Origin of the sequence: Neisseria musculi (genome assembly GCF_014297595.2) — a bacterium.
Classification (GTDB): Bacteria; Pseudomonadota; Gammaproteobacteria; order Burkholderiales; family Neisseriaceae; genus Neisseria; species Neisseria musculi.
The window spans coordinates 2,793,663-2,805,938 of sequence record NZ_CP060414.2; the positions used below are offsets into that span (position 1 = coordinate 2,793,663).

The 12,276-nt window shown below is 52.8% G+C and carries 14 protein-coding genes; 7 read left to right on the top strand and 7 right to left on the bottom strand.

What is annotated here, in order from left to right; translation table 11 throughout:
• Window positions 1–115: 115 nt before the first annotated feature.
• Window positions 116–370 carry a DUF7336 domain-containing protein gene (locus H7A79_RS14405; RefSeq protein ID WP_135037734.1) on the bottom strand — a complete coding sequence of 85 codons (255 nt, stop codon included), beginning with the start codon at window positions 368–370 and terminating at the stop codon, window positions 116–118.
• Between the two features lie 136 nt (window positions 371–506).
• Here H7A79_RS14405 and H7A79_RS14410 point away from each other — a divergent pair, with 136 nt between their 5' ends.
• Complete coding sequence (locus H7A79_RS14410; RefSeq protein ID WP_186999880.1) at window positions 507–1,157, top strand: IS1595 family transposase; 651 nt, start codon at window positions 507–509, stop codon at window positions 1,155–1,157.
• A gap of 527 nt (window positions 1,158–1,684) precedes the next feature.
• Here the strand turns inward: H7A79_RS14410 and H7A79_RS14415 are convergent.
• The 5 genes from H7A79_RS14415 to H7A79_RS14435 all read right to left on the bottom strand — a co-directional run bounded on the left by H7A79_RS14415 (window position 1,685) and on the right by H7A79_RS14435 (window position 4,054).
• The gene (locus H7A79_RS14415) at window positions 1,685–2,335 is read right to left on the bottom strand and encodes an IS1595 family transposase (RefSeq protein ID WP_186999880.1); all 651 of its coding nucleotides are present in this window, start codon (window positions 2,333–2,335) and stop codon (window positions 1,685–1,687) included.
• A gap of 112 nt (window positions 2,336–2,447) precedes the next feature.
• Window positions 2,448–2,636, bottom strand: a complete 189-nt coding sequence (locus tag H7A79_RS14420; protein WP_187000610.1) for a hypothetical protein — start codon at window positions 2,634–2,636, stop codon at window positions 2,448–2,450.
• Window positions 2,637–3,033: 397 nt separating this feature from the next.
• A complete protein-coding gene (locus H7A79_RS14425) occupies window positions 3,034–3,462 on the bottom strand; it encodes a hypothetical protein (RefSeq protein ID WP_228068204.1) in 429 nt (142 codons plus the stop codon).
• A gap of 140 nt (window positions 3,463–3,602) precedes the next feature.
• A complete protein-coding gene (locus tag H7A79_RS14430) occupies window positions 3,603–3,833 on the bottom strand; it encodes a hypothetical protein (RefSeq protein WP_135035909.1) in 231 nt (76 codons plus the stop codon).
• 77 nt (window positions 3,834–3,910) lie between these two features.
• Window positions 3,911–4,054, bottom strand: coding sequence for a hypothetical protein (locus H7A79_RS14435; protein WP_187000611.1), 144 nt, complete (start codon window positions 4,052–4,054; stop codon window positions 3,911–3,913).
• Window positions 4,055–4,262: 208 nt separating this feature from the next.
• On the opposite strand from H7A79_RS14435, the gene H7A79_RS14440 reads away from it, so the two are divergent.
• Both H7A79_RS14440 and H7A79_RS15275 read left to right on the top strand, forming a co-directional pair.
• A complete protein-coding gene (locus H7A79_RS14440; RefSeq protein ID WP_245231734.1) occupies window positions 4,263–4,358 on the top strand; it encodes a helix-turn-helix domain-containing protein in 96 nt (31 codons plus the stop codon).
• A gap of 753 nt (window positions 4,359–5,111) precedes the next feature.
• On the top strand, window positions 5,112–5,354 hold the full coding sequence (locus H7A79_RS15275) for a hypothetical protein (protein ID WP_187000612.1): 243 nt from the start codon (window positions 5,112–5,114) through the stop codon (window positions 5,352–5,354).
• A 72-nt stretch (window positions 5,355–5,426) separates the two neighbouring features.
• On the opposite strand, the gene H7A79_RS14450 is transcribed toward H7A79_RS15275, so the two are convergent.
• Window positions 5,427–6,908: a subtype B tannase gene (locus H7A79_RS14450; RefSeq protein WP_187000613.1), complete on the bottom strand. Its 1,482-nt coding sequence runs from the start codon at window positions 6,906–6,908 to the stop codon at window positions 5,427–5,429.
• A 352-nt stretch (window positions 6,909–7,260) separates the two neighbouring features.
• On the opposite strand from H7A79_RS14450, the gene H7A79_RS14455 reads away from it, so the two are divergent.
• The 4 genes from H7A79_RS14455 (at window position 7,261) to ileS (ending at window position 12,186) form a co-directional block, all read left to right on the top strand.
• Complete coding sequence (locus H7A79_RS14455; RefSeq protein WP_246407981.1) at window positions 7,261–7,527, top strand: GNAT family N-acetyltransferase; 267 nt, start codon at window positions 7,261–7,263, stop codon at window positions 7,525–7,527.
• A 152-nt stretch (window positions 7,528–7,679) separates the two neighbouring features.
• Complete coding sequence (locus tag H7A79_RS14460; RefSeq protein ID WP_187000614.1) at window positions 7,680–8,036, top strand: hypothetical protein; 357 nt, start codon at window positions 7,680–7,682, stop codon at window positions 8,034–8,036.
• Between the two features lie 144 nt (window positions 8,037–8,180).
• Window positions 8,181–9,089, top strand: a complete 909-nt coding sequence (gene rbsK, locus H7A79_RS14465; protein ID WP_135035900.1) for a ribokinase — start codon at window positions 8,181–8,183, stop codon at window positions 9,087–9,089.
• Window positions 9,090–9,405: 316 nt separating this feature from the next.
• Entirely contained in the window at window positions 9,406–12,186 is a 2,781-nt protein-coding gene (gene ileS / locus H7A79_RS14470) for an isoleucine--tRNA ligase (protein ID WP_187001745.1), read from the top strand.
• Window positions 12,187–12,276 lie beyond the last annotated feature (90 nt).

Genomic DNA, 12,276 nt, shown 5'->3' on the forward strand with positions numbered 1-12,276 from the left:
TTGGCCAGAGCATTCGGGCAGGATTTGGCAGTAGTCGCCGGCGTACAGAGAATTACCCGATTTCATTTCAAGGAGTACATACAGGAATTGCTCTTAAAAAAGAAAGTCCGCCCACTTAAATGCGGGCGGGTAACTGAAAAATTCTTAACCTTCGCCGAATCCTGATGTCCAAATTAAGAGTATCCAATTCGTGTTCATTAATGCCGAAGCCGTCAGGATGGTCTCTAAATCCGGGCTTGTCCGATAGTGCCGATATGGCATTTTGGGCTGCCTCTTCAGAGGAAAATATATCTAACAACTTGACATCGACATTATCATTTTCATGTAGCGGCGGTCTGGCGTGTTCTAAAAGAAATACTGATTTGTTCATGAAAAGTCCTTTCAGGTCATTAAAATTTTATGCTTATCTAACAAAGTCCCTGTCGTCGATTTTTTTGATTTTAATAAATTTATTGGGGCTGTACTAGATAACTAGGGAAATTTAACTTCAGGTTAGAATAATCCCTATGAGAAAAAGTCGTTTAAGTCAGTACAAGCAAAACAAACTGATTGAACTATTTGTTGCAGGTGTTACCGCTCGCACAGCGGCGCAATTAGTTAGCGTCAATAAAAATACCGCTGCCTATTACTTCCACCGTTTGCGCTTACTTATCTATCACAACAGCCCGCATCTGGAAATGCTTGATGGTGAAGTAGAAGTTGATGAAAGCTATTTTGGCGGACAACGCAAAGGCAAACGTGGTCGCGGTGCGGCTGGCAAAGTGGCTGTATTCGGGCTTTTGAAGCGTAATGGTAAGGTTTACACCGTTGCCGTACCCAATACACAAACTGCGACTTTATTGCCAATTATCCGCGAGCAAGTGAAGCCTGACAGCATTGTTTATACCGATTGTTACAAAAGTTATGACGTTCTTGATGTGAGCGAATTTTCACATTTTCGGATCAATCACAGCACACATTTTGCTGAGCGACAAAATCACATTAACGGAATTGAGAACTTTTGGAACCAAGCAAAACGCCATTTACGCAAGTTTAACGGCATTCCCAAAGAGCATTTTGAACTGTATTTGAAAGAGTGTGAATGGCGTTTTAACAACAGTGAGATAAAATTTCAAATTTCTATTTTAAAACAATTAGTAAAGCAGGATTTGTTCTAGTTATCTAGGACAGCCCCAAATATTCAAGCAGTTTTCTTGGGAAACTCTTATTTAGCTTACAGTGGGTTATCTTCATTTTGGCAGCTTGTCATAACTGCTAATCTACGGTAGCCTCAATATTTATTTAGAAATAATGTATCTGTTTTCTCGAAAACAGATACCATGATCCCGCTGAAAATTGGCCGAAAAGAGCAGCTGTTTTTTGTTATTATCCATACCGTACCCGCTATTGGGTAGACAGCCATTGCAGGGATTACAAATACTGAAGGCGGCAATTAATCCAAAACCCTGTTATCTACTCGACTTTGGCATTGTTTTGTTGATGCTTAATCCATTATCAAACCATACCCGACCCAAACCAGGCTATGCAGGCACTTTAAAATCAGCCGCTAGAATAATCTGAAAAGGCTTTAAACAGGCTTTGGTATCAGAAAGGCCGTCTGAAAACATTTTCAGACGGCCTGTTAACGCAATAAAGGTAAACCGGATTGTTTACTACGCTTTTTATTTGGGGCTGTCCTAGATAACTAGAACAAATCCTGCTTTACTAATTGTTTTAAAATAGAAATTTGAAATTTTATCTCACTGTTGTTAAAACGCCATTCACACTCTTTCAAATACAGTTCAAAATGCTCTTTGGGAATGCCATTAAACTTGCGTAAATGGCGTTTTGCTTGGTTCCAAAAGTTCTCAATTCCGTTAATGTGATTTTGTCGCTCAGCAAAATGTGTGCTGTGATTGATCCGAAAATGTGAAAATTCGCTCACATCAAGAACGTCATAACTTTTGTAACAATCGGTATAAACAATGCTATCAGGCTTCACTTGCTCGCGGATAATTGGCAATAAAGTCGCAGTTTGTGTATTGGGTACGGCAACGGTGTAAACCTTACCATTACGCTTCAAAAGCCCGAATACAGCCACTTTGCCAGCCGCACCGCGACCACGTTTGCCTTTGCGTTGTCCGCCAAAATAGCTTTCATCAACTTCTACTTCACCATCAAGCATTTCCAGATGCGGGCTGTTGTGATAGATAAGTAAGCGCAAACGGTGGAAGTAATAGGCAGCGGTATTTTTATTGACGCTAACTAATTGCGCCGCTGTGCGAGCGGTAACACCTGCAACAAATAGTTCAATCAGTTTGTTTTGCTTGTACTGACTTAAACGACTTTTTCTCATAGGGATTATTCTAACCTGAAGTTAAATTTCCCTAGTTATCTAGTACAGCCCCAAAAATAAAATCCGCCCACTTAAAAATGCGGGCGAGTATATACAATGATTACTGATTAAGTTAGGCAGATAAAAACCCTAAATCTTTTTCACCAAGCCATGTCAGAGACAGACCCGTACTGACAATGAAAGCGTCTATCATTACAAAAACATGTTTGAGAGCTTGAACGGCATCTATATCCATGCACTTGAAAATCCATGTCTTCTCCTGCCCCAACAATCCGATACCGGTAAATCCACTTTTCTTCATGCACTTTCTCAGGCTGGGCAATAAATATATCTACCAATGTTTCGGGAGAACCAGCAAAAGCAAGTGTTCTGTGTGCAATGCAAGTATCTTTGGTTATTTTCTCACTCATGATTTTACCTATTCATTACTTATTTAATAAAGCCGGAAAACCTATTTTTCCGTTATTTTTGGAGCAGTATACAAGGCGTTCGTTAGCAGATGACCAACATACTGCTCTTTTCGAACTGTTTGTTACCTTGTTACACGCTGCTATATCGGCATTATGCTGGCGGTTGCATGGCTCATACTTCGATCATTGAGCAGATACAGATGTTGAATATCATGCTGCTAGCAAAACCTTAAAGTATATAAATTTAGCTTCATCATTTACTCCTTCGTATAACGTTCCTCAATGAATTTAACAATTCAAGACAATATAAACAAGAAAAGTTCTATTAAAAAATATGAAACGATAAGTCAACGAGAAATACCATCTTCTTGTCTTTTCTCCGTTACCGCCGGCAGATGCTCTAATTTTTCGAGCTCTACGATCTTTGTCGTGTATGCGGTCATAACGGCTTTGAGCCTTGGTGTCAAACGATTGCCCGGCCACTTCTTTTGCCAGTTTGCCGATGATGCGGGCTTTGGTTTTATGCCCCATCTTGTACAGTTCTTTGGCGATTTGCCCGTATTGCTCGAGCACGATGCCGCGTGTACGCAGAGTTTCCCTTAAAAACGGATGCTTGGGGTGGCCGCTGCCGAAATACAGGCCTCCGTCTGATTTGGCCTTCCCAGAGCGGGTTTTGTAGCCCAAAAACCAATCATCGACATTGCGGTGGATACCCATTTGTTTCCTTTCTGGTTATTCCCGCCTGCGGCGGTTGGTTTGCAGCACCGGTATGGGCATCTATAAACTCTTTCAGTTCGGCAATCTGCCGGCTGTTCAAAGATGCGTTTTCGCCCGCGTTCAGACGGCGGGCGATTTGGTTACTGCCGCTCCACAGAATCCCGCACCATCGACCAGTAAAAATGGGTGCGCGCCAGCGTCTGCATATCCGGCGGCAGGCCGGATATGGTTTTTTCCATCGCGTGTTCCAGCAAAGAGCAGCGCAGTTTTTCCGCCGTACCGGCGGCGGCCATGTGCATTTGGTAGTGATGCTTGGCCGTTTTCAGGCCGCCGTGCGGAATATCTGCTTCGCGTGCCGGTTCTTTTTCCATGGTGTTTTCCAAAACAGAAAGGCCGTCTGAAATTTTAGGCGGCCTTTCTGGCGGGGTTCCGGGCAGGATGCAGCGGTTCAGCGCTCGAAAGAAATTTCGCTTTGTCCGGGCGGTTCGGGCTTCTGAACCTGCCGTAATTTTTCTTCAACCCGGCTGCTATAAAAATTGATGCGCGCCTGCATCTTCGTCTGCTCGGGCAGCCCTTTAATCAGGGTTTCCATTTGGGATTCCAACAGACGGCGGTGTTCCTGTTGTGGCGAGGGCAGGGTCTGCTCCGTATAACGCCAACTGCAAACGTTCTTGCAGGGATTGTTCGCGGGCTGTGTCAACATGCATATAAAACTGCCCCAAAGAATCGGGGAATGGGCATCTAAAAGCGCACCACCCCGATGATTGATAAACTCTCCACTTTTATGGAGTTTCCCGGCAATGATTAACATGGAAACCATTACCAAAGCACGCCGTCTGTTTCATCAGGGCGTATCCGTCCGACAAATCGCCAAACAGTCCGACATCAACCGCTGAACCGTTAATCAATACATCTGCACCGAAACCCTGCCCCGGCCAAATACCAACGTAGTAAACAACACTATCCCGCAGATGTTGGCTTTCTTTGCTATGGAAGGGTTTAACCGCTATCTGCCCGAAAGGTGCAACAGTGACTCGGCCAAACGCAAACATCCCCATTTCAAACAGCAGACGGTTGCAGAAGTTTTCCCGCAAGAATAAGGCCGTCTGAAAGATTGCCGCCGGCCTTGTGCCCGGCTTTCAGACGGCCCGAACGGTTCCGCTGTGTTTGAAGGCCCGCCCTTTCCCGGCTGCCGATATTTCCGCCTTGATGCCCGCACCGCAAGTTGTGCAACCGCCGCTCCGCATTGGGGATGCCCCGGTGCACAGCTTCATTTTCCCGCGCGTTTCAAGCCTTGCCGTGAACAGTCAGTGCCCGGTGAACTTTGAAGGCAGCCGTTAGCGCACCCCTTGTCATTTAGTCAGACGGCAGGCCGCCTTCATGTTTACTTGGACAGGATACAGATAGCGGGCGGACAGGAAGTGCCTGCACTTCAGCTTACACGGTAAAGGACAGACTGCTTATCAGCCCCAGCATGACTTGCCGCGGCTCAAACGCAAACCCGGCGCATTGAGAAACGGGGAACCGTTCGAACAACGGATATTGCCTCCTGCCGTCAAAGAGCTGCAAAAACGCCTGATGAAACAGAAATCCGCAGACGGGGCCATGGCGGAACTATCGGCACTGATTGCCGAATACGGGAAGCCGGCGTGACGGCAGCCGAATCGGCATTGGCGTACGGTATGCCCACGGCGGCGGTACAGAACATCATCAACCGTTTAAACGAACCGGCGATACCGAAATCCAACCTGCCCGGGGTATCCGCCGCAAACGCAGTACGGCGGATATTTTGGAACGGTTGCTGCACCGTTTCGGGGCGATTGAAACGGGTAATGAGTCTTTCAGATTTAAAAACCGCTGCCGATACCGGTTTGAAAGTGGTGTACTTTTAGATGGCTATTGGCAGGGGCTTGCGGGTTTAAGTATTGGCGCGGTTTGCGTTGCTCTGTTGGATTTGTTTGGCGTTATCCGGCTGTGGATATTTGTTTTATCCAGGCAAAAAGCTCTTCCAAATCATAATCGCCGCCATGCCCCACCTCCCATGGTAGGAAGTAATCAACGTTGTGGCCGTGGTTTTGCAGTTTGGCGGCCAATACGGCGGATACGGCCAATGAGGTGTCGCGGTCGTTGGTGCCGGTGCGGATGCGCCAGTGTCGGGAGGTTTGCACACCGCTGCTGCCGATATAGTGGAGCGGATTCATCATATTCACGGTTTGTGCATCGGCCAAAGCGGCATTTTCGGCGGCACTGTGCTGCATGGCGAAATCGGTGAAGTGCCGTTTGTCGGCGGCGGCACTGCCGAAAAGCTGGTTTTCACCGCTGCTTAAATCCACGACATCAAAGGCAGGCGGTGTTTTTTGGCGGCCTGCGGCGCGGGCGTATTGGTCGAAATCCACGGCGGTTACTTTGCCGTTTTTCACGGTGAGCCAGTTGCGTTTGCCGAGGTTTTTGCCGGCATCGAGCTGTTGTTGGGCAGACGCGCCCAAGAGGCCGGCAATGTGGTTTTTGAAACTGCCGTTGCCGTTTTTATCGAGTGTGAGTGCGCGGCCTTGCGGATCTTTGAGTTTGAGGCTGTTGAGATAGGCGGGGTAGAGTGGTTTGAGTTGGTCGGACAGTTTGATTTCGGCGGCGGTGAGCGTGCCCGGCACCAGCTCGCGTTTCACGTTGTAGTCGAGCATGGTGATGTTTATTTTTTTGTAGGTGTTGATGCCGTTAAACTGCCATTCGTAGGCCATGTCGGCATGGCCGGGGTCGGTAATCGGGCAATAGGCGGAAACGGCGAAAACATCATCGGGCGCTTCGGCTGCGCCCAAGTCTTTCAGACGGCCTTCGTAATCTTTGCTGTTGCCGGCAGCACCGAGCAGGGCGGATAAGGCACCGCCGGAGCTGGTGCCGTTGGCAATGATTTTGGCGGCATCGCCCGGCATGGCATGGTCGTTGGCTTTCAAATAGCGTACAGCGGCTTTCAAATCGACACTGGCGGCGGGGGCTTTGCCGTTGGCAGCGGTGCGGCCGCGCGCGCCGGCCGAAGCCACCACATAGCCTTTGGACAAGGCCGTCAATATGGCGTTGGGACGGTTATTATTGCGCGGGTCGTGTCCGGGTTTGCCCGCTTTGGCAGGCATATAGCCGCCGATTGGGTTGGGGAAGAAAATCGGCGCGTTTTCAGCGGTGTAGCCCTCGATGCTGCCGCCCGAATAATAGGCCTCGGGCACATAAATATTGAGGGTTTCGTATTCGGCATCGGCCGGGTTGTTCACATACACGATGCCTTCAAATGCCCGATAATGCACGGTTCGGCCGTTTATTTCCGAGCTTTGTTTTGTGGATGTTTGTTTGGCAAAATCCAAATCGCCGTTTTGCGCCGTGCCGGCTTTTGGCGCGGAGCAGGCGGCCAAGCTGAAGGCAAACGAAGCGGCAATCAGGGCAAGGGCGGTTTTTTTCATGGTTTTCCGTTGGAAACAAGGTTGGATGAAAGTTGGAAATTTCGGTTAAGACTTTCCCGGCCGTCTGAAAAGTTCCGGCCTCTGCGGCGCAGCGGCAGCAGCAAAAAGCCTGCGGCTGCTTAAAGGCGGCGTTCAGACGGCCTCGGCACCACGGCAACACTTTACAACACACAACCCGTGCCGCACACGCTGTTTTACCATTGTTCGGCACATATGTTGCAGGCGGCCGAAACCGTGCAGGCGGCGTGATGTCGAAGAGCACGCCGGCCGCTCTCTTGCTGGTACAATAAAGCCGCAGGATTCGGGCAGTTGCCCGCGCCGCACTTTTGTCACTAAAAAATCAGGCCCCATCATGAACACCGTTAAATATTTTCCCGAAAAACAGAAATTTTCCCTGCTGCAAGATTTTGACGAAGCAGGCTATCTCACCTACCGCATCGAAAACGGCGCGTGGAACATCGACCATACCGTTATCTACCCTGCCTATCGCGGCAAAGGTTTGGCACGGCTGTTGGTTGAAGCCGCCGCTGCCGAAGCAGCCGGGCAAAACATAGCCTTAACCGCCGGTTGCAGCTATGCAGCGGCCGTGCTGGCCGAGCGCAGCGGAGAAACCCGATAAAAAGAAACGGCACTTTGCCCCGTTGCAAACACAATGGCTTGCCGGGCCTGCTTTAACAGAGCCGCTCCGGCCGCTCCGCCTGCGGTTCGGTGCCGGCTTTGGCAGTATTAAATGAAACAGCAGGGCAGGCGGCATAGGCCGCAAACCGGCCGATGCCGTGTCCGCTTCAATTTATTTTACGATACCTGCACAGCGTGCGGCTGCGACACCTGCTTTTTGATTTTACCCGCCATCATCTGAATATTTTCAGACGGCCTTTGCATCCAAGCAGACGGCCGGGATGGCGGCAGAATTTACAAACATTTGCCCGAACCCCGCCCTCACTTGGCGCAGCGCAGCGGGCAGGCGCAGCCGATGATGGGGTTCAAGCCTTTCAGACGGCCTGCAAACAGGTTGGCAAAGTCTCAGGCCGTCTGAAAAAACACAATCCGATTTTGACGGCACCACTTATTAAAGGAACCCGCCATGCAGGCACCGAAAACCACCATAACCGGCAGCATCAATTATAAACTTGGTACATCGTCTCCCCGAATCCCGCCTGCCCTGGGCGGCTCAGCGGGCCTGCGGAGCCGATGATGGAATTCAAGCCTTTCAGACGGCCTGAAAAAAACACAACCCGATTTTGACGGAACCACCCATTAAAGGAACCCGCTATGCAGGCACCGAAAATCACCGTAACCGGCAGCATCAATATAGACTTGGTCACATCGTCTCCCCGCTTTCCGCAGCCGGGCGAAACTCTGATGGGAACATCGTTTGAGCGTTTTATGGGCGGGAAAGGCGCCAATCAGGCGGTGGCGGCGGCGCGCTTGGGCGCGAGCGTCAGCATGGTGGGGGCGGTGGGCAGCGATGCGTTCGGCCGCGAAGCATTGGAAAACCTGAAACGCGAGGGCATCAACATCGAGGGCGTGCAGGTGCTGGAAGATGCGCCTACCGGCATGGCCAATATCACCGTGGCCGAAGGCGACAACCACATCATCGTGGTTGCCGGTGCCAATTCCGGCATCACGCCCGCGCATATCGAAGCCTGCGAAAAGCAAATTGCCGCTGCCGATGCGGTGCTGGCACAGTTGGAAATCCCGATGGCGTGCGTGATAACCGCTGCTGCGCTGGCGCGCAAACACGGCAAGCCGTTTATACTCAACCCCGCGCCCGCGCAAAAACTGCCTGCCGAACTGCTGGATTGGGTTACGCTGCTCACGCCCAACGCCCACGAGCTGGCTATCTGCCTGGGTTTGCCCGAAAACATGCCGGCAGAAGAGCTCATCGCCCGCGCGCCCTGCCCGGTGTTGATGACGCGCGGCAGCGAAGGTGCGCTGTATCACGATGGGCAGGGAAAACTGCGCCGGCAGGGCGGCTTCAACGTTATGCCCGTTGACACCACCGGCGCGGGCGACACCTTTAACGGCGCCTTTGCCGTGTTCCGCGCCGAGGGCATGGAAACAGCCGTGCGCAAGGCCAATGCCGCCGCTGCCTTGTCGGTAACCAAAGCGGGCGCACAAAGCGGTATGCCCGATGCCGCCGCGCTGGCAACCTTTCTCGCCGCGCAAACCCCGCCCTAACGCCGCAGGGTTTTCAGACGGCCTGCCCGCAAGCGTGCAGATTTTGAATAAGGTTTCCGACAAGCCATATTGAATTGAAACATTGCGCCGTGGCCGGGAAACACTCCGCCCGCCGAAGCCGCCCTGCTTGGGCGCAACGGCTCGGCAAACATGTGCCGTGCAGCGCGCAGGCCGTGTTCCCCGCGGGCATATTCCCTTATAAAAGCGGCGCAATTAGGCTACAATGCGGCCTTGATTATCTGAAACACATCTGTTTCAGACGGCCGCAGCCGCAATGCTTTCAAGGCCGTCTGAAAGCGGCAACCGCGAGAAACCCATGACCGATTACAGCAAAACCGTCAATCTCTATGAATCGCCCTTTCCCATGCGCGGCAATCTGGCCAAGCGCGAGCCTGCCTGGGTGAAAAGCTGGCAGGAGCAGCAGCGTTACCAGAAACTGCGCGCCAAAGCCAAAGGCCGCCCCCAATTTGTGCTGCACGACGGCCCGCCCTATGCCAACGGCGACATCCACATCGGCCATGCGGTCAATAAAATTCTCAAAGACATCATTATCCGCAGCAAAACACTGGCCGGCTTCGATGCCCCCTATGTGCCCGGCTGGGACTGCCACGGCCTGCCGATTGAAGTGATGGTGGAAAAACTGCACGGCAAAAATATGCCTGATGCCAAGTTTCGCGAACTCTGCCGCGAATATGCCGCCGAGCAGATCGCGCGCCAGAAAAAAGACTTTATCCGCCTGGGCGTGCTGGGCGACTGGGGAAACCCCTATCTCACCATGGACTTCAAAACCGAAGCCGACACCGTGCGCACGCTGGGCGAAATCTACAAAGCAGGCTACCTCTACCGCGGCGAAAAACCCGTGCAGTTTTGTTTGGACTGCGGCTCTTCGCTGGCCGAAGCCGAGGTGGAGTATAAAGACAAAATTTCCGATGCCATCGATGTGGCCTATTTGTTTAAAGACAACGCCGCACTGGCCGCCGCCTTCGGCCTGCCGCAAATCGAAGGCCCGGTATTTGCGGTGATTTGGACGACCACACCGTGGACGCTGCCCGCCAGCCAGGCCGTTGCCGCCGGCGCAGATGTGGTGTACCAATTAACCGACACCCCCAAAGGCAGGCTGGTGCTGGCCAAAGAATTGGCCGCAGAGGCATGGAAACGCTACGGCTTTTCAGACGGCCAAACCACCGTGCTGGCCGAAGCCGCCGGCAGCAGGCTCGAAAACCTGCATCTCGCCCACCCCTTTATCGAGCGCGACATTCTGATGCTCAACGGCGGCCACGTTACCACCGATGCCGGCACCGGCCTCGTACACAGCGCGCCCGCACACGGCCTGGAAGACTATTTCGTCTGCCTCAAATACGGCATCAAACTCTACAACCCCGTTAACGGCGAAGGCCGCTACAGCGCAGAAGTGCCGCGCGTGGCCGGCTTAACCGTGTGGGAAGCCAACCCCGTTATCATCGAATGGCTGCAAGAAGCAGGCCGGCTCTTGGCGCACAACACAATCGAACACAGCTATGCCCACTGCTGGCGGCACAAAACCCCGCTGATTTACCGTGCCACCGGCCAATGGTTTATCGGCATGGACCAAGCCGGCACCAACGGCAAAACCCTGCGCAACACCGCCCTCAAAGCGGTGGGCGACACCGAGTTTTTTCCCTCTTGGGGGCGCGCCCGCCTACAGGCCATGATAGAAGGCCGCCCCGACTGGGTGGTGTCGCGCCAGCGTTATTGGGGCACGCCGATGACGTTTTTCGTGCACAAACAAACCGGCGAGCTGCACCCGCGCACCGCCGAACTGTTGGAAGAAGTGGCGCAGCGCATCGAGCAAAAAGGCATCGAAGCCTGGTTTGCGCTTGATGCCGCCGAGATGCTGGGCGCAGAAGCCGCACAATACGAAAAACTGAAAGACACCATGGATGTGTGGTTCGATTCGGGCAGCACCCACTTTTCCGTGCTCAAACAACGCGAAGAATTGGCCTGGCCCGCCGACCTCTACCTCGAAGGCAGCGACCAGCACCGCGGCTGGTTCCAATCGTCCATGCTCACCGGCTGCGCCTCAATGGAGCGCGCACCCTACAAGCAGCTGCTCACCCACGGCTTCGTGGTCGATCAAAACGGCAGAAAAATGTCGAAATCGCTGGGCAACGTTGTCGCCCCACAAGAAGTGTATAACGAATTCGGTGCCGACATCCTTCGCCTGTGGACGGCCTCCACCGATTACAGCGGCGAATTGGCCATATCCAAAGAAATCCTCAAGCGCGTTACCGAAAGCTACCGCCGCATCCGCAACACCCTGAGCTTTTTATTCGCCAACCTGAGCGACTTCCGCCCCATCGAACACGCCGTGCCGCAAGACCAGATGGTCGAAATCGACCGCTACGCCCTCGTGCTGGCGCGCCGCCTGCAAGAACGTTTGGCGGGCGGTTACTACCCGCGCTACGCCTTCCACTTCGCCGTGAAAGACATCGTTGCCTTCTGCTCGGAAGACTTGGGCGCGTTTTATCTCGATATCCTGAAAGACCGTCTCTACACCACCCAAACAGACAACCACGCCCGCCGCAGCGCGCAAACCGCGCTCTACCACATCACCCGCAGCCTGGTGCTGCTGATTTCGCCGATACTGTGTTTCACCGCCGAAGAAGCGTGGGACATCATCGGCGGCGGCGAAGAAGACAGCGTGCTGTTCCACACTTGGCACGAATTTCCGCCCATCCACGAAAAAAGCGAAGCCGCCCTGATGGAAAAATGGCAGGCCGTGCGCCAGGTGCGCGAAGCCGTTACCGCCGCCATCGAGCCTTTGCGTGCCGACAAAACGGTAGGTTCGTCTTTGCAGGTTGAAGTGGAGATTACCGCGCCCGAAAACCTGGCGGCTTATCTGAAAATGCTCGGCGGTGAATTGCGCTTTGCCCTGCTGGTGTCGAAGGCCTCCGTTGTCGAAGGCAGCGCGCTGGCCGTAACCGCCAAAGTGAGCGGCGGCGAAAAATGCGGGCGTTGCTGGCACTACACCGGCGACATCGGCGCCGTCCACCCCGGCATCTGCAAACGCTGCTCGGAAAACCTCGAAGGCAAAGGCGAAGAGCGCCACTACGCCTGATGATGAATTATGCCGTAAGGTGAAGGTACAGGGCCGAGACCTTTGTAAAACTCATTGGAGCCGTCTGAAATATCGGAACCCGATAATCCG

Coding starts and splice junctions, on each gene's coding strand:
- H7A79_RS14425 (WP_228068204.1), bottom strand. CDS start 3,462: ATGGGTATCCACCGCAATGTCGATGATTGGTTTTTGGGCTACAAAACC.
- rbsK (WP_135035900.1), top strand. CDS start 8,181: ATGCAGGCACCGAAAATCACCGTAACCGGCAGCATCAATATAGACTTG.
- H7A79_RS14455 (WP_246407981.1), top strand. CDS start 7,261: ATGAACACCGTTAAATATTTTCCCGAAAAACAGAAATTTTCCCTGCTG.
- H7A79_RS14435 (WP_187000611.1), bottom strand. CDS start 4,054: ATGGAAACCCTGATTAAAGGGCTGCCCGAGCAGACGAAGATGCAGGCG.
- H7A79_RS14440 (WP_245231734.1), top strand. CDS start 4,263: ATGATTAACATGGAAACCATTACCAAAGCACGCCGTCTGTTTCATCAG.
- H7A79_RS14410 (WP_186999880.1), top strand. CDS start 507: ATGAGAAAAAGTCGTTTAAGTCAGTACAAGCAAAACAAACTGATTGAA.
- ileS (WP_187001745.1), top strand. CDS start 9,406: ATGACCGATTACAGCAAAACCGTCAATCTCTATGAATCGCCCTTTCCC.
- H7A79_RS14415 (WP_186999880.1), bottom strand. CDS start 2,335: ATGAGAAAAAGTCGTTTAAGTCAGTACAAGCAAAACAAACTGATTGAA.
- H7A79_RS14430 (WP_135035909.1), bottom strand. CDS start 3,833: ATGGAAAAAGAACCGGCACGCGAAGCAGATATTCCGCACGGCGGCCTG.
- H7A79_RS14420 (WP_187000610.1), bottom strand. CDS start 2,636: ATGAAGAAAAGTGGATTTACCGGTATCGGATTGTTGGGGCAGGAGAAG.
- H7A79_RS14460 (WP_187000614.1), top strand. CDS start 7,680: ATGCCGTGTCCGCTTCAATTTATTTTACGATACCTGCACAGCGTGCGG.
- H7A79_RS14450 (WP_187000613.1), bottom strand. CDS start 6,908: ATGAAAAAAACCGCCCTTGCCCTGATTGCCGCTTCGTTTGCCTTCAGC.
- H7A79_RS14405 (WP_135037734.1), bottom strand. CDS start 370: ATGAACAAATCAGTATTTCTTTTAGAACACGCCAGACCGCCGCTACAT.